Origin of the sequence: Brevibacterium moorei (genome assembly GCF_024580735.1) — a bacterium.
In the GTDB taxonomy this organism is placed as follows: Bacteria; Actinomycetota; Actinomycetes; order Actinomycetales; family Brevibacteriaceae; genus Brevibacterium; species Brevibacterium moorei.
In genome coordinates, this window is sequence record NZ_JANIJX010000020.1 from 39,637 (window position 1) to 61,807 (window position 22,171).

Genomic DNA, 22,171 nt, shown 5'->3' on the forward strand with positions numbered 1-22,171 from the left:
CTGTCGCCGGCCCCGCGCATCCGCGCAGAGCATGCAGATGCTCTGCGTTCGCGATCACTGATCACCTGCGTCGCACCGAGTGCGGCATGATCGCGAACGAGTCACCACACGAATCATCCCGCCCGGCGGGAATCGTCCACCCACTCGCAGCACCGGAAACCCGAGGATCGACATGCCATTCGCACAGCGCAGCACCACCCCGACGGACCTGACCGCCCGTACTACCTCCCCCCATCCCCGCTCCGCGGCGGCGACGCGCCGCCAGGGCGCCAGGCTAACCGCCGTTGACCCTGCCGCGGCTCCCCGCACGCTGGCCCCGGCCGGGGTCCAGGCCACCCCGCGGGCCGCCCGCGGCATCGTGCTCTACATCGGCCTGGACGAGGAGAAGGCCTCGCAGGACGGCACCAACCTCACCGCCATCGCCGAGGCCCTGCAGTCCTATGCGCACGAACTCGCCGCACGGGCCGAAACCCAGGCCGTCATCGCCCTGGCGCCAGAGGGCCCCGGCAGGGACCTCGACGCCGTGCGCGCCGTGGCCACCGGGTCCCCCGCCGCCACCGGCGGCTCGGCCGTGCGCCACGGACCGCTGCGCTCGCGCATCCCGGCCCATATCCGCCCGCCGCGCCCCACCGAGGATACAGAGGCACAGCGGACCACCGCGGGCCTGCGCGTGGACATCCCCCGCCGCGAGGTCCACATCGACGACGTCCAGGTGAACGTCACGACGAAGGAATTCGACCTGTTGGCCACCCTGGTGTCCCACCCGGGCGAAACCCTGGACCGCTCCCACCTGATCCAGGCCCTGTGGTCGGCCGATGCCCAGGAACCCGATGAGCGCACCGTGGACGTGCACGTGCGCCGCCTGCGCCGCCGGTTGGGCGACTACGCCAATGTCGTGCGCACCATCCGGGGCGGCGGCTACCGCTACGACGCCCACCCCGATGTCGAGGTCTGGTCGGCCACCGCACTGCACTGAGCCCGCTGCACTGCGTCGGCACCACGGGCCACGGCTCCCCGGATCCGGCTTCGCCACCTCATCCGCGCCTCCCTGCCACCTTGCGCCCAATCTGAGGGGCACGGTCAGGGTGGCCACCTAGCATTGGGGGAATGACGCGCAGAAAGTCCCCCACCCGCGGAATCATCGTCTTCATCCTGGGCGTGCTGTTGGCTCTACTGCTGTTCTTCCACAGCCGCCTGCCGGAGACCAAGGGCCTGGCCCTTGTGGTCGAGTCCGCCCTGCCCTGGACCGTGGTCCTGGTGGTTCTGCTCATCATCATGGGCCTGATCCGCTTCAGCTTCCTGGGCATCCTGGGCTTTCTCATCCCGGCCGTGGTCTGGTGCTCCATGTTCGGAGGGTACCTGCGGCCGACCTTCGGCACCGCCGACGGGCAGCTGACGGTGGCGACCCAGAATGTGGGGGCCAAACTGTCCCAGCCCACCGCCACCGCGCAGAATCTGCTCGACCGGAAACCCGATGTGCTGGCGGTACAGGAGCTGGCCAGTAAATCCGGCAAGATCATCAAGTCGAAACTCGATGGTGCCTACTCCTATTCCCGGGTCGAGGACTCTTTGGGCCTGTGGTCGAAATACCCCCTGGGCGAATCCAAGGTGATCGATCTGGGCCTGAAGTGGCCGCGCGCCTTCCGCACCGTGCTGGCCGGGCCCAATGGCGATATCGCGCTGTACGCCGTCCACATCCCCTCGGTGCGCATCGGCGAGGAGGATCTGCGCAATGCGGCGTTGGAGAAGCTCGCGCAGATCGTCCGGCAGGACTCCGCCGGGCGCGTCATCATGCTCGGCGACCTCAATGCCGGCGGGGCCGACCGCTACTTGGGGAACCTGACCACGGAGTTGCAGGATTCCCGGGCTGCCACCGGTGGGGGCTTCGGCGCCACCTGGCCCGCCCAGTTCCCCCTGGTCAGACTGGACCATGTGCTCACCCGCGGCTTCGACGTCAAGTCCGATGAGGTGCTCGACCGCGGCACCAGCGATCACCGAGCTGTGGTCGTGCGCCTCGACCAGTCCGAATAACACCCGGTGCCGGAGGACGACTCGGTCGACTTCCGGAGCCGTTCAGTCAGCCGCACAGCTCCCGGTGTCCACCGGAGTGGTCCGCGTGGCGTCCAGGTGTTTCCGGACCTCGCCCAGGGTCAGTGCGTAACCGGTGTCCTCGTCGGTCGCAGACTTCGCGAAGACCATGCCCACGACCCGTCCCCGGGCGTCCAGCAGGGGTCCGCCCGAATTGCCGTGGCGCACCACCGCGCGCAGGGAGTAGACATCGCGGGTGACCGTGGACGAACCGTAGATGTCCAGGCCCCGGGCGGGGAGCTGCTCCCTGATCCGGGCCGGCGATATCGTATAGGGCCCGTTCTCCGGGTAGCCGACGACCACTGCATCGGCCCGCGACCGCAGGTCCTGGCCCAGGGACAGCGCCGCCGCCGGCAGTTGTGGAGCATAGAGGACGGCCACGTCGGTGTCCGCATCGAAGGCCACGACCCGTGCCGCATAGGGTGCGCCCTTGCCGCCGGTCTGCACGCTGAGCCGGTGGGCACCCGCGACCACATGGGCGTTTGTGGCGACATAACCCCGTTTGAACACCCAGCCGGTGCCCTCGCTCAGGGTGCCACACACGGTCTGGTCGGTCACGATCTTGACCGTCGAGTCCTGTGCCCGGCGTCCCACCGACGCCAGGCCCTTGTTCGGCACACCGACATCGCGGATCCGCTCCGTCTGGCCGCTGAACACCTGGGGGAAGCCATTGCGGGCCAACACCGAATCGATCTCGCCCAGGGCCACCGCCGAGGTCGAGGGCGCCAGTCGGTCGAGGGTTGCGACGATCTGCGACTGGGCCACCATCCGGTTCGCCTCGACCAGGGGCGAGACCCGGATCCAACCCGCTCCCAGCCAGACGACCAGGGCGAAGGCCAGCAGAGAGCCCGCCGCTCCGCCCAGGGCGTCCAGCCCCCGGCCCAGGCGACTGGTGATGCTCTCGCGCAGCAGCGCCCCGACCCAGCTGCCGATGGCGGATACGATGATTCCGCACAGAATCGGCACCCCGGCCAGGACCGCCAACTGCAATCCGGCTGATGTGTTCCCGGTCAGATCGGACAGGTCGACGATGCCCTCCCCGTGCCCCGTGCCGAACAGCCAGCCGCCCAGAAAGCGGCCGCCGATCAGGCCCAGGATGAAGCCCAGTAAACCGCCCAGGGTCATGGTCAGGCGCTGGCTGTAGCCCACCGCTGCGCACAGCAGCGCGATCAGGACCAGCACCCAGTCGACGAGCATCATCGCGGCGGGCCCCAGCCCCCGCCGGACTGGGGCCGGTAACCGCCGGCCGGCGGGTTCATCCCGGGACCGGGTTGCGGCCGGTAGCCGGGTGCCTGCGGCTGTCCCGGTCCCGAGGCCGTGCCCGGCCCGCCGACCCCGCTCGGCCAATAGCCCGCCTGCGGGCGACCGGGAGTTCCCGGGACGCCGGGTCCCGGGACGCCGGGGAGCTGTTGGGTGAACTGCCCGCCGGGACGCTGCCCGGCCTCGGCCCGCTGCATGAGCTCACGACGGTTGCGGGTGAACTCCTCGAGCTCGAAGCGCTCCACCTGCACCTCCTTGGCACCGGCGACCTGCGCCAGCAGCCGCATCCGGATCGCCGCCAGATCCGCCGACAGGGAGATCATCCGGTTCATGTTCGCGATGGCCCCTGGGAACCGCCTGGCCCAACGGCGGCCGGCGCGCCGTCCGGCCCAGGTGCCCAGCATCGAGACCTCGTCGTGGGTCAGCCAGCCCGCATTCGCATAGTCGCCCAATGCCCTCCGGGTGGCCTTCGCCTCGCCGGAGCGCAGGAACAGGCCCGTACCGAACCACAGGCAGGAGATGAGCAGGGAGAACGCCAGGGTGACGGCCAGTGCCGCCAAGCCGTTGTCCCACTCCCCCGTCAGCGTCGCCATGGCGTTCCACGACCCGTGCAGCACCATGCCGCAGAACATGCCAGGCAGCCAGGCGACGATCGTCAGCCACCACTGGCCGCGGCGGGACGCCAGACCGATCGACACGCCGGCGCACATGACGAAGGTCGAGTGCAGCAGCGGCGACATCAGACAGCGCATCACGAAGGTCCCGACCAGTCCCGCGGCCGAGCCCTCCGCCAGGCCGGAACTCAGATAGAGCAGGTTCTCTGTGAAGGCGAAGCCGGCGCCCAACAGGCTGCCGTAGACCCAGCCGTCCAAGGGACCGGTGAAGTACTTGCGGCCGGCCAGCACCAGCACCACCAGGAAGACGCCCTTGAAGGACTCCTCGAACAGCGGTGCCATCACCACTGCGCCCATCGTGTCGCCCGTCAGGTCCAGGCCGAACAGGCTCGCGATCCCGATGCCCAGCGCCTGGAAGACCACGACGCCCACCACCGCGGCCACCGCGCCCCACAGGATGCAGGCCGCCATCAACAGTTTGGGCTGGGGTTTCCAGCGGTCGAACCACAGCACCATGCCGACGATGAACAGCAGGGGCAGGGACGACAGGATGACCACGATGACGCCCAGGCCGTGGAAGCTCAAAGAGGCGATGAGCAGGATGACCGCCAGGCCCAGGCCCAGCAGGCACACGGCCACGATCGCTATGATCAGACGCGCCAGGTGGGCGCCGTCGTCATTGGGATTCCACTTCTTGGCGACGGGATAACCCGGCCCTCGTCCCGGGCCGGCGTAGCCCGGCCGAGCCGCGGTCCGCGCGCCTGCCGTCCACCCCGCCTGCACCGGACCGCCCTGATAGGCCGTCACCGGCGCTTGGGCCCGCATCGTCGATGTGACCGGTGGGATATAGCGCGGCATCGGGTAGTTCCGCTGCATCGGCGCCTGTGGATAACCGGGCTGCGACGGTGCCTGCTGCTGTGGAGGCACCCGGTTCGGAGGCTGTTCACTCATGCGGTTCCTTTGCTCACGATCTGTGCCGTTAGACGAAGAAAGTCGGAATAGGTCGATCCTATTCCGACTTCCTTGTGGTTCCATCCCAGCCACACGGCGGGAGCGGCGAGCCGCCCGGCCCGGCTGCACACAGCCGGGCCGGGGCCTCGACCCGCTTGGTGCTCAGCCCAGCTGCAGCGTCCGGGTGGTGTACTCGAACAGCTCGTCGTAGAGCTTCTCGTCGTCGGCCAGCTTCAGGCCGTAGGACGGGACCATCGCCTTGATCTTGGACTCCCAGCCGGAGAACTGCGCGGGGAAGCAGGACTTCAGCAGGTTGAACATGATCGGCGTGGCCGTCGAAGCACCGGGCGAGGCGCCCAGCAGAGCGGCCAGCGAGCCGTCGGCCGCGGCCACCAGTTCGGTGCCGAAGCCCAGTTCGCCGCCCTTGGACGAGGGCTTCATGACCTGCACGCGCTGGCCTGCGGTGATGAACTCCCAATCGCTCGGGTCGACCTCGGGGGTGAAATCGCCCAGCGCCGCGAAACGGCCCTTCTTCGTTTCGGCCAGCTGTGTGACCAGGTACTTCTCCAGACCGAAGTTGTCCTTGGCGACGTTGAGCAGGACGCCCAGGTTGCCGCCCTTGATGGACTTGGGCAGGTCCATGAAGGAACCGCGCTTGAGGAACTTGGGCGAGAATCCGGCGTACGGGCCGAACATCAGGTATTCCTTGCCGTCGATCACACGGGTGTCGAGGTGCGGCACGGACATGGGCGGGGCGCCCACGGAGGCCTGGCCGTAGACCTTGGCGTGGTGGCGGGCCACCAGTTCCGGGTTCGAGGTGCGCAGGAACAGACCGGAGACGGGGAAGCCGCCGTAGCCGCGGCCCTCGGCGATACCGGACTTCTGCAGCAGGTGCAGGGCCCCGCCGCCGGCGCCGATGAAGACGAACTTGGCTGCCACCGTGTGGACGTCACCGGAGGTCAGGTCCTTGACCGTGACCTTCCAGCCGTCTGCCGCGCGGTCCAGGCCGATGACCTGGTGTTCCGTGCGGATGTCGGCACCCTTGGCGCCCACGTGGGTCAGCAGCTGGCGCGAGAGCGAACCGAAGTCCACGTCAGTGCCCTCAGCGACCTTCGAAACGGCGTTGATCTGACCGGGGCCGCGCTTCTCGAACATCAAAGGCAGCCACTGCGCCTGCGTGGCGGCGTCGTCGGAGTACTCCATGGTCTTGAACAGCGGATTGGAGACCATCGTGTCGTAGCGCCGCTTGATGTAGTCACGGCCCTTCTCACCACGGCCGTAGGAGATGTGCGGCACGGAGTTGATGAAGGACTTGGGGTCGGTGATGACGCCCTCGTCGACCAGGTAGGACCAGAACTGGCGCGACACCTGGAACTGTTCGGCGATGTTCACGGCCTTGGTGATGTCGATGTCACCGTTGGCCTTCTCCGGCGAGTAGTTCAGCTCGCACAGGGCCGAGTGGCCGGTGCCCGCGTTGTTCCACGGGTCCGAGCTCTCCTTGGCAACGTAGTTGAGTCGTTCGTAGACCCGGATATTCCAATCGGGCTGGAGTTCGGTGAGCATCGCGCCCAGGGTGGCGCTCATAATGCCGCCACCGATGAGCACTACGTCGGCAGTGTCCTTGTTAACCATCAATTCCCTCGCGTCGTCTGGCCGCAAAGCGGGTACCTTCCGTATGGCACTCTACCCCTTGCGTCCGCACCGCCACTAACCGAGGCGGGAGCCAGTTGGCGGTAACGACACGCCGCGCAGCCCACCAGCGTTGGGGCGTTTCCCGGAGACGGAGCCCTCACCGGCGCACTTGTCCCTGTGGATGCTCCGGCGAGCGTGCGTACCCGCACCCTGTGGATGGATTCCCTTCGTCCACAGCCCGGCGCCCACCCCTTCCCGTACACCCAGGAGTGGCGGTGACATGAGGGCATGAAGAAACGCATCCTGTTCCTGACCGCACTACTCCTCTTCGCGCCGCTGGCCGTGCTCCTGGCCCTGCCGGCCACGGCCCAGCATCCGGCCGACACCCTGCTGCGCGCCGCCGAGGCTCCACCGCCTGCCGCGGCGACCTCGCCCGCTGCTCGTGCCGGGGCCACGGCCGGGCCCGCGCTCGTGACACTGCGCGGCACCGGTGGTTCCGGCAGCGCAGACAGCCGGCGAGCCCTCGGCACCGGTGAGATACCGACGGCCGGCGGGCAGAACGTATTGGCCGGCCTGGCGGGCAACGGCGCCTCCGCCGAACTGGGCCGGGCCCTGGACACGAACGAGAAATCCGTGCTGGGGCCGGGGCATTGGCACTCCACCCCAACGGGCAAGACCTGGTACGGCGCCTATTTGAGTCTGACCGGCTACAACGCCTACTGCATCGATGCGGGCCTGCGCACCCCCTACGCCCGCTATTTCACCGCGGCGAAGGGCTCCGAGATCGAATCCGCCGGCAGCGCCTATCTGCTAAGCCGCTATTCGGACTCGAAGAAGGCCGATGTCCACGCCGCACTGTCGGCCATCGTCAAACTGGATCCGCAGATCGCCCACCGCCACCAGGTGCCCGTGGCGGCCCCCGGCAAACTGGGCAAGCGCTTCGCCGGGACCGCGAAGCAGTACGCCGCACTGCGCGCCGAGGCCAAGAAGTATGCGGGGCCCTACACGCTGACGGTCACTGTGGGTGATCCGACGCCTGTCCCCGGTGGGAGCGGCGGCCCCACCGCCGACCGCGTGGCACCGGTGAGCGTCGTGCTGAAATCAGCATCGGGCCGTGCCGTGCCCGGCTATACCGTGCGGCTGTCGAGCAGCGCTGGGAAACTCGCAGCCGCAGCGCTGACCACCGGCACCTCCCCCACGACCACCCGGCTGACGGTCCCCAGGCCCAAGGCGGCTCAGTCCGCGAGCGCCACGGTGACCGCCACCGTCAGCGGCCTGCCCAATCATCGACTGCTGCAGTACAAGCCGAAGGGCAGCGGATCCAAGCGGGTGCAGAACATCGTCACACGCGGGCTCCCCATGAGCCTCAGCGCGCGGGCCGGCCTGAACGTGCACGGCCCCACCAGGCCCACGGTGACGACGACGATCAACGCGCAGCGCCTGGAGCCGGGCGCCCGGGTGTTCGACCGCTTCACCGTCACGGGACTGGGACAGGGCTTGCGCGCCGATGTCGTCCACACCCTGTGGCACTCGGAGTCCAAGCCCAAGCGCACCAAGGACGCTCCGGCCGGGGCGAAGAGCCTGGGCAGTGTGACCTCGGCGGCGGTGGCCGACGGGGCCCACACCTCGCCCACGCTGACCCTGCCGGCCGGGATCCGCGGCTGGGTCTACTGGACGGAGTCCATCGCGGCGGGTCCAGACCATATCGCCTGGAACTCCGACCATGGGATCGCCCGGGAAACCGCACTGGTGCCCTGGCGCCCCCACATCGAGACCACCGCGGTCCTGGGCGGGCAGAAGATCCCCCAAGCCGTCGCCTTCGGAGGGACGCAAGAGAAGTGGGCCAAGCGAGACACCGTCGCCGTGCCCACCGCTGGGACTCTGCCGGCCACTGCGCGTCCATCGCAGACCGCGCCGGTGCCGGTCGGTTCGACGGCGGACACGATCCGTGTTCGGGATGCCCGGCCCGGCAGCACTCTGCAGCTGACGGCGAGCCTCTATCATTCGCAGGCCGAGCCCCGCCAGGCGGCGCAGCCGGTGGGGAAGCGCGTCGCGCAGCAGCAGGTGACGTTGCGGGTCGACAAGTCGGGCGCGGGCAGTACGCGGACGGCGCCGGTGGCGATCGAGCCCGGCTGGGCCAGCTGGGTGGTGGAGTTGGCCGCGGGCGAGGGCTGGGATGCCTGGCACAGCGACTACGGGATCCCGGCCGAGACGGTGCACCGTACACCCCCACCGCCGATCGTGACGACAGCGCCGCCTGGCACCACGCCTCCCGTGGTCCCGCCCAGTAGTGCCCCGCCCACGACACCGGCTGCTCCACCGAGCACTCCCTCGGAGGTTCCGCCCAGCTCGGCACCGCCGAGCACAACACCTCCGGCTGTGCCGAGTAGCCCACCTGTGTCCTCACAGCCGGCCGGACCCGGCGTTCCCCCGACGGGTCCGGTGGCCCCGACGAGCCCTCCGCCCCCGCCGGCCGACGAGGCCGGACCCGGAGGCGATGTGCAGGTCCCGCCAGAGCAACCCGCGCCGGAGCAACCGGAACAAGCGGCACCACGGGAGCAGGCACTGCCGCGGACGGGGGCGACGACGGCCATCACCGCCGGCACCGCTCTGGCCCTGGTGGGCACGGGCATCCTGTTCCTATACCTGAGCAGGAGGCGGAGCGCCTGAGTCCGGCCCGCGCGCACCCGGCCAGGCCGGACAGCGGCCCCGGCCCCACGTGGGGCCGGGGCCGCCCGCGACGTGGTGGGATCTCCGACCGACGGCCGAGCCCGCCTGTGGCAGGGCTCCCGTCAGTCCGCGGACTGGGCCCTGCGTGACCTCGCGAAGTCCACATACCAGTCCAGCACCGCGGAATCGGCTGCACTCGACCGGTTGATGGACTCCACGGGGGCTCCCTGCAGGATCCGCTTGATGGGGATCTCCAGCAATTTGCCCGTCCGCGTGGTCGGCACGGCGGGGGCCTCGATGATCTCATCGGGGACATAGCGCGGGGATACCTCGGAGCGGATCGCACGCACGATCTCATCGCGCAGCGCATCATCGACCACTGTGCCCGGTGAGGGGACGACGAACAGCGGCATGTAATAGTCCCCTGCTTCCAGCTCGGCACCGATCACCATCGAGGTGAGCACACCCGGCACACGGTCGACGACCTGGGTGATATCCGCCGAGCCCATCCGGATGCCACCCCGGTTGATCGTCGAATCGGAACGGCCGTGGACGATGAACTGCCCGCCCGGCAGCTTCGTCACCCAGTCCCCGTGGCGCCACACCCCGGGATACTGTTCGAAGTAGGCACCCCGGTACTTCGATCCGTCCGGATCGTTCCAGAACTTCACGGGCATGGACGGCATCGGCTCCGTGATGACCAGCTCGCCCACCTCGTCGACCACCGGCCGGCCCTGCGCATCGAAGGAGTCCGCGGCCACGCCCAGCCAGGCCCCCTGCAATTCGCCCAGATAGATCGGGTCATAGGGATTCGAGCCGATGAAGGCCGTGCAGACGTCGGTGCCGCCGGAGTCGGATCCGATGTGGATATCGGCTCCGACGTGGTCCTCGGCCCATTGCCAGGTGGAATCCGGCAGGGTCGAACCGGTGGACATGATGGTCTCCAGATGCGACAGATCGTAGCGGTCGGCAGGCGACAGCCCGGACTTCTCCATCATCTGCAGGATCGCGGCCCCCGTACCGAAACGGGCCACCCGCTCGGCCGCGACGATCTGGAACTGTTTGTCGGCGGCCTCGTACGCGGGCGAACCGTCATAGGTGATGACCGTCCCACCCACCAGCAGGTTGTTCACCAGGCTGTTCCACACCATCCAGGTTGTGGCCACTGCGGAATACGCACGGTCGCCCGCCCGGCCCTCAGTCTGCAGGGCAGTGCTCTTCAGCCCCTCCAGCACGATCCCGCCGTGGCCCTGCACGATCCCCTTGGGCTTGCCCGTGGTGCCCGAGGAGTACAGCACCCACAGGGGATGGGAGAACTCCACCCGGGTGAACTCGGGAACACGGGGCTCGCGGGCCACGTCCGAGAGCCGGACGCTGGGCACCTCTGTGCCCGGCACCGCGGCCTCGCCCCATGGCAGCTCGTCCGGATGCTGATCGACCAACACATGGTGTTCCACGGTGGGCAGCAGTTCCAGCAGCTCGGCCACGCCCGCACGCCGGTCCAGCAGTTTGCCGTTGAACCGGTAACCGTCGACCGTCAACAAGACCTTCGGCTCGATCTGGGCGAACCGATCGGCAACCCCGGGAGCCGCGAAGTCGGCACCAACGACCGACCACACGGCACCCACCGCAGTACTTGCCAACAATCCGACCACCGCATCGGGGATATTCGGCAGGACAGCACAGACGGTGTCCCCCTGCCGCACTCCCACCGAACGCAGCCAGTGGGCCAAGGCGCCCACTCTGCCGCTCAGGGTGCTCCAGCTCAGGGAATCGCGGCGGGCGTCCTCGTGCACCCCCACCAGGGCCTCGGCATCGGGCCGGGCCGCCGCGTGCCGCAGCATGTTCTCCGCGTAGTTGATGCGCGCGCCCGGGAACCAGGCCACCCCCGGCATCGTGTCCCCTGACATGACGGGACCGGTGCCGCGCTCGCCCAGGACGTCGAAGTACTCCCAGATCGACTCCCAGAACTCCGGCAGGTGCGTCACCGACCAGTTCCACAACTGCGGATAGTCCTGCTCTGCGGTGTGCACGTCCCGGGTGTCGGCCAGCCAGCGCTGATAGGCCAGCATCTCGCTGTGCCCGATCCTCTCCTGCGACGGGGTCCAGAGTTTCGTCCGATCTGCCATGTGTTCTCTCTACTTCCTTGTAGGGCTCGCTTCGCGGTTCCGTACCCGATTCTATGCAGAAGGGGTGACCGGGCTCACCGGAGCCGGAGAACACTCAGGCCCCGGAGTCGTAACTCCGGGGCCCGTGTGGTGCAATGGCACGAAAAGTGCGCCATGGGGGATTCGAACCCTCAACCTTCTGATCCGTAGTCAGATGCTCTATCCGTTGAGCTAATGGCGCATGTCTTGACGACAAGACACCACTATACACTCCGGACACACCAGCGGCAAAGGCCGTCGGGCGGAATCCCCCGAGACGCTCCTCACGTGGGCGTCATCCTCCCGTGATGGCGCCGATCAGCTCATTGACGCCCAGGACCAGGAACAGACCCGCGATGATGACCAGGATGATGTTGATGTACCACTTGTTGCGCCACTCCTTTGGCGTGTGCTTGCCATTGAGTAGGAACAGCAGCGTGATCGCCAGGAACGGCATGAAGAACGCGCCCAGCACGCCGTAGGTGATGATGATGCCCACCGGCTTGCCGATGAACAGCAACAGCATGGGCGGGAAGGTCAGCCACAGGATGTAGACCTTGTAGTACTTGCCACCCAGGCCACGGTCCTTGTGGCCCTCCGGCAGCTTGCGGGTCCGACCCCAGAAATCGGCGAACATGAGTGAAACGCCGTTCCACACGCCCAGCACGGAGGAGAAGGAGGAGGCCCAGAAGCCCACCAGGAAGACATTGGCCAGGAATGCACCATGGCGATCCTCCAGCACATTCGCCAGGTCCAGCAGGCCCTGGTCGCCGGACTTGATGGCGATACCGGCCGTGTAGAGCAGCTCCGCCCCGATCACCAGCATGGCGACCACGAAAATACCGGAGATGACGTAGGCCATCGAATTGTCGATCCGCATCACGCGCATCCACTTCGGCGAGGACCAGCCCTTCTCCTTGAGCCAGTAGCCGTAGGCCGCCAGTGTGATGGTGCCGCCCACGCCGCCGGCGATGCTCAGCGTGTAGATGACCCCACCCTCGGGAATCAGCGGAACCAAGCCCTTGACCAGCTCCGGGATGTTGGGCAGCGTGTAGACGGCCAGGCCCACGACGGTGACGAACATGAGGCCCACCAGGGCCGCCACGAGCTTCTCGAAGGCCTGATACCTCCCCGACCAGACCAACGCCGCGCCGATGAGCCCGGACACCGCGCCGTAGAGGACGATGTCGTAGTTGTTGCCCCAGATCGGGAAGGCCGTGGCGATCGGCAGGGCGGAGGCCGACATCGCCGTGGCACCGTAGACGAAGCCCCACACGACGATGTAGGGACCGAAGTAGATGGAGGTCCAACGGCCCAGCCGCCGCCACCCCTCGAAGATCGAGTGGCCGGTCGCCAGGGTCCACCGCCCGGCGCCTTCGACGAGGAAGATCTTGATAATGCAGCCGGCGATCGCTGCCCAGAGGAGCGCGTAGCCGAATTTCGAGCCGGCCACCAGGGTGGCGACCAGGTCGCCTGCACCGATTCCGGTGGCGGCGACGACCAGGCCGGGGCCGATCAGTTTCCATTTGGGTCGTTCTTCGGAAGACGAGGACACAGCGGCGGCTGTGTCATGCGCAGTCGTCTCCCCTGACAGGGGGTCTGGAGTGTTCTCAGTCACACTTCAAAAGTTTATCGGACAACCAATCTTTTCAGAAAGACTCGGCATGCCCACACATGCAAAAGACCCGAAACCTAGAGTTCCGGGCCTTCCTTCGGTGCGCCATGGGGGATTCGAACCCTCAACCTTCTGATCCGTAGTCAGATGCTCTATCCGTTGAGCTAATGGCGCATGTCCTAACGACAGGACTCAACTATACACAGGCGCCGCGGGTACCGCCAGTCCTGCGAACATGGACTGAGTCACACAGGCCGTCACATAAGCACACCGCCCGCCCCGCAACCCATAGGGCTCGTAAATCAAAAATACGTCTTTCATGCACAAAAATCCGCCCATCTATTTGCAACAAGACGTCTTCTTTGCATCCCTTGTGAGTCAATGCACAGGGAAAACCGGTGGTTTCGCGCTGAATCGGCATTCGCCCCTCCCCTACCGTGATTATCACCCGCCGGGAACAGCGGGCCGAACCTCACCAGGATCGGGCCAGTTCCCGGCAGTCCGTCAAAAGATTTGGAGTAACGCCGATGACAGTCCTCGACACTGGCTCAGTCGAAGACCAGCTCGCATGTGCGCCGACCAAGAACGCCCACGTTCTGGAGTTCGTGCGCCGGATCGCAGATAAGACACAACCGGCCCGCATCGAATTCATCACCGGCGACGCCGCTCAGCGGCACGCGATCGAAGACCAGCTGGTGGCCGCGGGCACCCTGGTCCGTCTGGACAAGAAGAAGGACTCCTTCTATGCGGCGTCCGACCCCAATGACGTCGCCCGCGTCGAGGACCGCACCTTCATCTGCTCCGAGAAGGAGGAAGACGCCGGCGCTCTGAACAACTGGATGGCTCCCACGGAGATGAAGGCCATCCTCGACGACCTGTTCGCCGGCTCCATGGCGGGGCGCACCATGTACGTCATCCCCTTCGTGATGGGCCACACCGAGGCCAAGCAGCCGATGTTCGGCGTCGAGGTCACGGACTCCCCCTACGTCGTCCTGTCCATGATGATCATGGCCCGCACCGGCAATGTCGTGCTCGACGCGATCGACCGCAACGGCGGCAGCTTCGTCGAGTGCGTCCACTCCGTCGGCGCGCCCCTGGCCGAGGGCCAGCAGGACGTCAAGTGGCCCTGCAACGAGACCAAGTACATCACCCACTTCCCCCAGGACCGCGCCATCTGGTCCTACGGCTCCGGTTACGGCGGCAACGCCCTGCTGGGCAAGAAGTGCTACGCGCTGCGCATCGCCTCGTCCATCGCCCATGAAGAGGGCTGGCTGGCCGAGCACATGCTGATCCTCAAGCTGACCAGCCCGGAGGGCGAGGTCAAGTTCATCGCCGCGGCCTTCCCGTCCGCCTGTGGCAAGACCAACCTGGCCATGATCGAACCGACCGTCCCCGGGTGGAAGGCCGAGACCCTGGGCGACGACATCGCCTGGATGCGCTTCGGCGAGGACGGACAGCTGTACGCGGTCAACCCGGAGTTCGGCCTGTTCGGCGTGGCGCCGGGCACCGGCTACGGCACCAACCCCACCGCGATGCGCGCAATCGAAGAGGGCGGCAACGTCTTCACCAACGTCGCGCTGACCGACGACGGCGATGTCTGGTGGGAGGGCATGACCGATGAGGCCCCCGCCCACCTGACCGACTGGCGCGGCAACGACTGGACTCCGGAGTCGGAGACCAAGGCGGCCCACCCGAACTCCCGCTTCTGCACTCCGATCACCAATGTGCCGACGCTGGCCAAGGAGTACGACAACCCCAACGGTGTGCCGATCTCCGCGATCATGTTCGGCGGTCGCCGCAAGACGACGATGCCGCTGGTCGTGCAGACCTCGGACTGGACCAACGGCGTGTTCATGGGTTCCGTGCTCAGCTCGGAGACCACCGCTGCCGCAGTCGGCAAGGTCGGCGTGGTCCGCCGCGACCCGATGGCCATGCGTCCGTTCATCGGCTACAACGTGGGCGACTACTTCCAGCACTGGTTGAACATCGGAGCGACCGCCGGCGCCAAGCTGCCGCAGATCTTCTACGTCAACTGGTTCCGCCGCGATGAGGACGGTTCGTTCCTGTGGCCGGGCTTCTCGGAGAACTCCCGCGTGCTCAAGTGGGTCGCCGAACGCCTGGACGACAAGGCCGGGGCCGTGCAGACCCCGATCGGCCTGGTTCCGGCCCCCGGCGCCCTGGACGTCGACGGTCTGGACATCACCGATGAGCAGCTGGCGAAGGCCCTGGCCGTCAAGCCGGAGGAATGGGAGCCCGAACTGGCTTCGATCGAGGAATGGTACGCCGAGCTCGGCGATGCCGTCCCCGCCGAGCTCAAGGCCCAGGTCGACGCGCTGCGCGAACGCATCAACGCCCGCTGATCACAGCCGGGCGACCTCCGGCCGAGGCGACACGGACCCACGTGCATCACGCACTCTGAGTCCGTGCGGCCTCGGCCGGGAAGCCCGCGGTGTCCCCGCACCGCGAATACCCACAGATTGTCCCCACCAGAACCGGCTACAACGATGTAGGCCAATGAACCGGAAGGGCACGCACTCTTGAGCCAGAGTGCGTGCCCTTCTTCTTTTCGATCATTCCGTTCTCGATCCGGTTGGCCGCGGGCCCGTCCGGAGCCGGACCCGCGCCGGGTTCATGGATCAGATGTCGTCGAAGCCGACGATCCCGCCCTGGCCCTCCATATCCTCGACTTCGGCGGCGGTCGCCTTGCTGAACTTCAGCCGCACCCCGTGGCCCGAACCGCCGGCCTCATCGGAGATGAAGTGGGCGCCCAGGCCCTCGAGCGCGGAGATCATCGCCTCGCGCTTGTCATCGGTCAGCGAGTGCATGCCCCGTTCGAAGCCCAGGACCTCGGCCTCGGACAGGCCGGCGCGGTCCGCCACCGTGCCGGTGCCGACCTGGACCAGAGCTCGGGCAGAGCGCGCCAGCGAACCGTCGAAGAACAGTCGTGCTGCAGCCATTTCGTTTCCTCCTCGAATCGTGGGCCGCCGGCCTCGGCATCCGAGGTCACTGTGCCCTGAGAATATGTCCTCAGCACCAGCGTACGTGCCCCAGGTGGATTCCACATGACTTCACCCCGGCAGAAGACCCGAAACCGGGGATGTACCCCCGGTTTCGGATCATCCGGGGTTCGGGCCCCGGGCATGCAGAAACCCCCGCTCACCCAGACGAACACTGGGCAAACGGGGGTTTCATACAACGCGGAGCCGGAGGGATTTGAACCCTCGGTCCCCAGTTCAAGGGACTCCACCTTAGCAGGGTGGTGCTTTCGGCCGCTCAGCCACGACTCCACTGATCGCCTCCCACCCGAGGGCGGGAACACAACCAGCACTAGCCTACAGATAAACGGACGGCCTCGCAAAACGAACGGCTCCCCTGCCGCACAGGATCTGCCGTACAACGCCCTGTACAGGGTCACATGGCGACCTCTCATCCGACCGTCCAGGCACTACGGGTCCGGATCTGCACGTTTACACAGCCGGAACCGATAAACTCGGGATGGTTTTGCACTACGCCCATGCCTTCTACGGCGGCCACCCCACTCGGTGGGCCCGTCCGGAGCCGGGCACGATTTCAAGGAGTTCGGATTGTCGGGAGAGGACAACAAGGGCGATAAGATGCCCGATTCGCCCGCTGAGCCCCGCCGCGCATCGGCCAAACCCAGCTTCCGCGGCGAGGAGCGCGCGAGTTCGGCGCCCGCAACGCCCGGCAGTTCACAGGTACCGCGCACCCGGGCCGAACGCAAGGCCATGGAGGCGGCCGCCCGTGCCCGTGCGGCGCAGACCCATATGGGCAACCGCTATCTGAGCCCGCGCAGCGAGGCCGAAAGCGCCTATACGGCCGATGGCATCCCCCCGGCGCCCTCCCAGCAGCACGCGGCTGGTGACACGGCCCAACCCGGAACCTCACAGATCCCCTCCACCTTCTCCATGGAGCCGAGCACCGAAACCCCACCCGCCACGTGGGAGGCAGCCACAGGGACGGACTCCACCGACGAGGACGCCGAGTCCGAAGACCACCGGCCCGGCGCACGCCGCGGCAATCCACGGCACGCCCGCCGGGCACACGAGTCGAGCACTCCGCGCCCGGGCCCCAACGGCCTCGCCGGAGCCGCAGAGACGGCCGGGACGACTGCCGCCGGGGCTGCCGCGGCCACGAATGCACGTGCGACAGCCGGCGCTGCACAGGGTACGACCGGCGCAGCGGCTGCCGCGGCAACCGCTGCAGCCCGGGCACCCATCCCGGCCCGCGATCCCGACGGCACCATTCACATCCGGCCCGAGGACGACACAGACGCACGCCGCCACCCCAGCTACCGGGCGGGCGCGAACACCAGCTTCCCCGGACTGGTCGGGTGGACCGCCCTGGGCACCCTGGTCCCCGGACTGGGCGTATTGCACCGGAACCGGCGCAGCCCCACCGGCTGGGTGCTGTTCGGTGGATTCGTCCTCACTCTGGTGGCGATCGCAGCCTATGCACTCATCAAGGGTCCCACCCGGGCATTGACCGGTTTCATCGGCAGCGCCGCGGATATGACGGTGCTGTCCTATCTGCTCATGGGACTGATCGCCATCTATGCGATCAATATCCTCATCTCCTACTTCAGTCTGCGGCGGGGGCACCGACTGACCCGCAGCCGCCGTCTGCTGGGCGGAGTGCTGGTCGCCTCGCTCATCCTCATCACCGGCCTGCCCATGGGCGTGGGCGCCTATTATTCACGCGTCACGGCCTCCACCTACAGCAAGATCTTCGGCTCCGATGCCGGACCGGCGATGAGCGCTGAGGATCTGTGGGCCGATAAAAAGCACGTCAACGTCTTCCTGATGGGCCGGGATTCCTCGGATACCCGCGAGGGCACGCGCCCCGACACCATGTTGGTCGCCTCGATCGACACGCAGACGGGCAATACGACGCTCATCTCGATCCCCCGCAACCTGGCCTTCCCGATCTTCCCCAAGGGCAGCCCGCTGGCCAAGCGCTGGCCCGAGGGCTTCCGTCCCACCGGCAGTTCCGACGAGGACCTGATCAACGCGGTCTGGGACTGGAGCACCGACAACAAGGACGACTTCAAGGACGTCGACACCCACGGCCTGGAACTGGGCATGTGGGCGACCATGCAGGCGGTCACCGGTTCCACCGGCCTCGACCTGGACTACTGGGCCAGTGTCAACATGCAGGGCTTCAAGGACGTCGTCAACGCTCTGGGCGGCGTGACGATCGATGTGGAGCGCCCGATTCCGATCGGCGGCGGCCATAACCTGTCCACCGGGGGCATGTACCCCGTCAAGGGCTGGATCGATCCCGGCAAGCAGAAGCTCAAGGGCTCGAAGGCCCTGTGGTACGTGCGTTCCCGCCATCTATCGGACAACTACGACCGGATGTGCCGCCAGCAGCGCATGCTCAAGACCGTACTGAGCCAGGCCGATCCGCAGACCATCGCAGTCGCCTATCCGAAGCTGGCCGGCGCCGCCGGGGACAATGTCGCTACCAGCATCCCCGGCAATGAGATCCCGGCATTCCTGCAGCTTGCCATCAAGATGCAAAGCGGCAAGTTGAAGTCCGCGCAGATCAACAACGGCGTGACGAAGACTTACAAGCCCGATTTCGATGAGCTCAAGGACTGGGTCGAGGAACAGACCGATCCGGAGACCAAGAGCCAGCAGGAAGCGGTCGAGGGCGTCGACAGCTCGGACAAGTACAAGAGCGGGGCGACAGACGAACCGAGCGCCGAACCGACCGAGACCGATGAACCGGAGACCTCCGAGGACCGCGCCAAGAAGGCCGGCTTGGAGGATGAGTCCGGTATGTGCTATCCCTCGGAACGCCCCAAGGGCACCGACTGGACCAAATTGGGCTGGCCCGGCCCCGCTGACAAGTGACCGGCGGCGGCCCGGCAGTGCCCACCGTCCGCGTTGCGGTGGTGGGCGCGGGGCCCCGCGGTCTGAGCGTTTGTGAACGGCTGATCGCCAATGCCCGCGCGACCGCCGGGCGCATCGGCACAACTGCGACCACCCACTCGGCGTCCTGCCCGGTACCGGACCTCGTCATCGATCTGATCGACCCGTACCCGCCCGGTGCGGGCCGCGTCTGGCGCACCGGACAGGCAGCCGAACTGCTGATGAACACCACGATCGGCGATCAGACGGTCTTCCCGGACGGGACCTGCACCGGCCTGGCACCCGGCCTGGGGCCCGATATGGGCACCTGGTGGCGCAGCCGCGCAGACGTCGAATGTGCCCCCGGCCGCCCGGCGGCCCACACCGCTGCGGAGTGCGCGACGGTCTTCCCCTCCCGCCGCCTCTACGGCGCCTACCTGGACGATGCCTTCCAACTCGTCCGCGAGGCCGCCGAGGCAGCCCCCGGCGTCACTCTGCGGGTCCACCGGGCACAGGCGACCGACATCGTCGAGCCCGATCACGCGCAGGACCGGCAGCTGCTCCGCCTATCCGACGGCACGACCCTGGAGGTCACCGATGTGGTGCTGTGCCTGGGCCACATCCCCACGGCCCCCGGCGCCGAACGTGCTTCCTTCGCCGAGTTCGCCCAGCACGCCGGGCTCGACTACGTGCCACCCGGACTGCCCGCCGAGGCCGATCTGGACGGCCTACTGCCCGGCGAGCCCGTGGCCTTCCGCGGCTTCGGCCTGAACTTCTTCGACCTCATGGCCCGACTGACCCATGGCCGCGGCGGAAGCTTCCAGCCCGCGGGGGACGAGCTCATCTACCGGGCCTCAGGCGCCGAACCGATTCTGGTCCCAGGCTCCCGGCGCGGCACCCCCTACCGCTGCAAGCCGGTCACCGCCGAGCACGGCATGCCGGACTACCGGCTGCGCTTCTTCACCGCCGAGGCCGCCGGAATTCCGACTCAGACCGGTCCGCTGCGCTTCAACGAACACCTGTGGCCGCTCATCCTGGCCGATCTGCGGCTGGCCTGGTACACGGCAATGCGCCGCTCGGCCCCCGAGGCGCTGACCTGTTCGGCCGAGGCCATGGAACGGGCCATTGCGACCGCGGCCGGGCTGGAGCCGGGCCTTTCGAACTCGGCCGGGCCGGTGCACGGCCGCACCGCAGCCGAAGTCAGGGGCGCCTGGGAGGCCTTCGAGGCGCGCGCGGTGCCGGAGCCCACCAATCGTCTGGACCTGGCACGCCTGGCCCGGCCCCTCGAGGGCAGGGAGTTCACCACCCGGGAGGCGGGGGCCTCGGCGGCCGAGGGGCAATCCCTGCACGATGCGATGCTGGCCTTCCTGCGCGAGGACCTGCGCGACTCCCTGCTCGGCTGCGAGCTGGCTCCGTCCAAGGCGGTCTTCGCCGTGCTGTGGGCCGCCCGCACCCTGCTCAAGGAGATCGTGGCCGATGGCCGGCTGGCCCCCGACAGCTTCGCGACCGAGGTCAGGGGCTGGTTCGAGGACCTGGTCGCCGGACTGTGCGATGGGCCGCCGCCGCAGCGCTACGCCGAACTCATCGCCTTGGCCGAGGCCGGGTTGGTGCGCTTCGCCGGGCCCCGGATGCAGGTGCGGCGCAGCCCGGCGGGCGCACCGGCCGGCTTCCTCGTGTCATCCCCCGCAGTGCCCGGCGAGGTGCGGGCCAGGGCCTTGGTGGATGCGGCCTCGCCGGCCAACAACGTCAGGCGGGCCGCCGATGGACTCGTCTCCGGGCTGGTGGAACGCGGCAGACTGTCCGCAGCCGAGGTCCGCTCCGGCGCGACGCTGATCCCGGGGACGGGATTGCGGGTCTCGGGACCGGCCCATCACACCGTCGATTCCCTGGGCCGGGAGCACCCACACCGCTTCGTGCTCTCGATCCAGCTGTCCGATGTCCAATTGGGTCTGGCGATCGCCGCGAACCCGGGCACCGATGCCCGGACGCTGCGTGACGCCGACACGATCGCCCGCGAGATTCTGGGGATCACAGGGGGCTCGGCAACCGCCGACTGACCCCAAGGTCACATGCCGCACCCCCACCACCTTGTCTTTACAACTGTAAAATCATGGATGGAAACTCATCACATCATCGAGGAGGATGAAGAGATATGCGCGCAGTCATGTTCTACGACGCACACGACCTGCGGGTCGAGGACATTCCGGAACCCAAGGCCCCCAAGCCGGGCTGGGTCAAGCTGAAGCTGGCCTACAACGGCATCTGCGGATCCGATCTGCACATGTTCACAGATGGCGGCTTCACGGGCAATACGCCCACCGCAACGGAGGAGAACCCGTTAACCGGCGAGACCCTGCCGATCGTGCTGGGCCACGAGTTCTCCGGCACCGTCGTCGAACTGGGCGAGGGCGTCGAGGACGTCTCCATCGGGCAGAACGTGGCGGTGCGCGCGAACGTGTCCTGCGGGGAATGCGCCGCCTGCCGGTCCGGGAAGTCGAATATCTGCCGCAAACAGTGGGGCTTCGGGATCTCCGGCGGGGGCGGCGGCCTGGCCGAGTACGTCAACGTGCCGGCGGGCAATGTGCACGTGGTGGGCGATATGGACCTGGGCCACGCCGCCATGCTGGAGCCGCTGTCCGTGGCCACCCACGCGGTGCGCCTGTCCGGGGCGCTTGCAGGGCAGACCGCACTGGTGGGCGGCGCCGGTCCCGTCGGCCTGTTCACCGCCGCGATCCTCAAGGCCAAGGGGCTGACGGTCATCGTGTCGGAACCGTCCCAGGCGCGCCGCGACATCGCCCTGAGCGCATCGCACGCCGACTACGCGATCAACCCGATCGACGAGGATCTGAACGCCCTGGTCGTCCGGGTCACCGATGGCCTGGGCGCCGATATGGTCTTCGACGCCGCCGGTGTGGGCCCTGTGACCCACCAACTGATTGCCAATGTCCGCCCCGGCGGCCACGTGCAGATCATCGCGCTGCACGGCAAGCCCCTGGAGATACAGGTCGCCGCGGAGCTCCACTACACCGAGGCCACGTTCTCCGGCACGATGGCCTATCTGCCCGAGGACTTCGAGGACTCGATCGCCATGGTCAACTCCGGCAAGCTGGACCTGGAGGCCTTCGTGACCAAGCGGATCGATCCGGAGAACATCGTGGCCGAGGGCTTCGACACCCTCATCAACCACAATGACACCGCGGTGAAGATCCTGGTCAAGACCTCCCGCGACTGAACGGACGAACCCCTCCCGATACAGCCGAGGCCCCGGCCGGGTTCCGTGAAAATGGAACCCGGCCGGGGCCTCGGCCATTCATCCGCAGC

13 protein-coding genes and 3 tRNA genes are annotated in these 22,171 nt (G+C 67.6%); 7 read left to right on the forward strand and 9 right to left on the reverse strand.

Going from position 1 to position 22,171, the window contains the following annotated elements; translation table 11 throughout:
• The first annotated feature begins 172 nt into the window (after window positions 1–172).
• Both NQ034_RS12600 and NQ034_RS12605 read left to right on the forward strand, forming a co-directional pair.
• Window positions 173–976 carry a winged helix-turn-helix domain-containing protein gene (locus NQ034_RS12600; RefSeq protein ID WP_257049241.1) on the forward strand — a complete coding sequence of 268 codons (804 nt, stop codon included), beginning with the start codon at window positions 173–175 and terminating at the stop codon, window positions 974–976.
• A gap of 131 nt (window positions 977–1,107) precedes the next feature.
• Window positions 1,108–2,031 carry an endonuclease/exonuclease/phosphatase family protein gene (locus NQ034_RS12605; RefSeq protein ID WP_257049242.1) on the forward strand — a complete coding sequence of 308 codons (924 nt, stop codon included), beginning with the start codon at window positions 1,108–1,110 and terminating at the stop codon, window positions 2,029–2,031.
• 42 nt (window positions 2,032–2,073) lie between these two features.
• Here NQ034_RS12605 and NQ034_RS12610 read toward each other — a convergent pair whose 3' ends face one another.
• From NQ034_RS12610 to NQ034_RS12620, 3 genes are all read right to left on the reverse strand, one after another.
• On the reverse strand, window positions 2,074–3,288 hold the full coding sequence (locus tag NQ034_RS12610; protein WP_257049243.1) for a MarP family serine protease: 1,215 nt from the start codon (window positions 3,286–3,288) through the stop codon (window positions 2,074–2,076).
• Window positions 3,285–4,913, reverse strand: a complete 1,629-nt coding sequence (locus NQ034_RS12615) for a PrsW family intramembrane metalloprotease (RefSeq protein ID WP_257049244.1) — start codon at window positions 4,911–4,913, stop codon at window positions 3,285–3,287. The genes NQ034_RS12610 and NQ034_RS12615 overlap by 4 nt, the downstream gene beginning before the upstream one ends.
• Before the next feature lie 162 nt (window positions 4,914–5,075).
• A complete protein-coding gene (locus NQ034_RS12620; RefSeq protein ID WP_257049245.1) occupies window positions 5,076–6,545 on the reverse strand; it encodes a malate:quinone oxidoreductase in 1,470 nt (489 codons plus the stop codon).
• Window positions 6,546–6,833: 288 nt separating this feature from the next.
• On the opposite strand from NQ034_RS12620, the gene NQ034_RS12625 reads away from it, so the two are divergent.
• Window positions 6,834–9,215 (forward strand): hypothetical protein, encoded by a 2,382-nt coding sequence (locus tag NQ034_RS12625; protein ID WP_257049246.1) that lies wholly within the window; start codon window positions 6,834–6,836, stop codon window positions 9,213–9,215.
• A 122-nt stretch (window positions 9,216–9,337) separates the two neighbouring features.
• Here the strand turns inward: NQ034_RS12625 and NQ034_RS12630 are convergent, their stop codons facing one another.
• The 4 genes from NQ034_RS12630 to NQ034_RS12645 form a co-directional block, all read right to left on the reverse strand.
• A complete protein-coding gene (locus NQ034_RS12630) occupies window positions 9,338–11,344 on the reverse strand; it encodes an acetoacetate--CoA ligase (protein WP_257049247.1) in 2,007 nt (668 codons plus the stop codon).
• A 147-nt stretch (window positions 11,345–11,491) separates the two neighbouring features.
• Window positions 11,492–11,564, reverse strand: a tRNA-Arg gene (locus tag NQ034_RS12635).
• Between the two features lie 93 nt (window positions 11,565–11,657).
• Window positions 11,658–12,980, reverse strand: coding sequence for an Nramp family divalent metal transporter (locus tag NQ034_RS12640; protein ID WP_373456755.1), 1,323 nt, complete (start codon window positions 12,978–12,980; stop codon window positions 11,658–11,660).
• Window positions 12,981–13,078: 98 nt separating this feature from the next.
• A tRNA-Arg gene (locus tag NQ034_RS12645) sits at window positions 13,079–13,151 on the reverse strand.
• Window positions 13,152–13,504: 353 nt separating this feature from the next.
• Between NQ034_RS12645 and NQ034_RS12650 the strand changes: the two genes are divergently transcribed.
• Window positions 13,505–15,337: a phosphoenolpyruvate carboxykinase (GTP) gene (locus NQ034_RS12650; RefSeq protein WP_257049248.1), complete on the forward strand. Its 1,833-nt coding sequence runs from the start codon at window positions 13,505–13,507 to the stop codon at window positions 15,335–15,337.
• Between the two features lie 276 nt (window positions 15,338–15,613).
• On the opposite strand, the gene NQ034_RS12655 is transcribed toward NQ034_RS12650, so the two are convergent.
• Window positions 15,614–15,934 (reverse strand): XRE family transcriptional regulator, encoded by a 321-nt coding sequence (locus NQ034_RS12655; protein ID WP_257049249.1) that lies wholly within the window; start codon window positions 15,932–15,934, stop codon window positions 15,614–15,616.
• A gap of 241 nt (window positions 15,935–16,175) precedes the next feature.
• Window positions 16,176–16,264: transfer RNA gene (locus NQ034_RS12660), tRNA-Ser, on the reverse strand.
• Window positions 16,265–16,561: 297 nt separating this feature from the next.
• Here NQ034_RS12660 and NQ034_RS12665 point away from each other — a divergent pair.
• The 3 genes from NQ034_RS12665 (at window position 16,562) to NQ034_RS12675 (ending at window position 22,082) form a co-directional block, all read left to right on the forward strand.
• Window positions 16,562–18,853, forward strand: coding sequence for an LCP family glycopolymer transferase (locus tag NQ034_RS12665; protein ID WP_257049251.1), 2,292 nt, complete (start codon window positions 16,562–16,564; stop codon window positions 18,851–18,853).
• Between the two features lie 17 nt (window positions 18,854–18,870).
• The gene (locus NQ034_RS12670; RefSeq protein WP_257049252.1) at window positions 18,871–20,907 is read left to right on the forward strand and encodes an FAD/NAD(P)-binding protein; all 2,037 of its coding nucleotides are present in this window, start codon (window positions 18,871–18,873) and stop codon (window positions 20,905–20,907) included.
• Between the two features lie 95 nt (window positions 20,908–21,002).
• The gene (locus NQ034_RS12675; protein WP_257049253.1) at window positions 21,003–22,082 is read left to right on the forward strand and encodes a 2,3-butanediol dehydrogenase; all 1,080 of its coding nucleotides are present in this window, start codon (window positions 21,003–21,005) and stop codon (window positions 22,080–22,082) included.
• Window positions 22,083–22,171 lie beyond the last annotated feature (89 nt).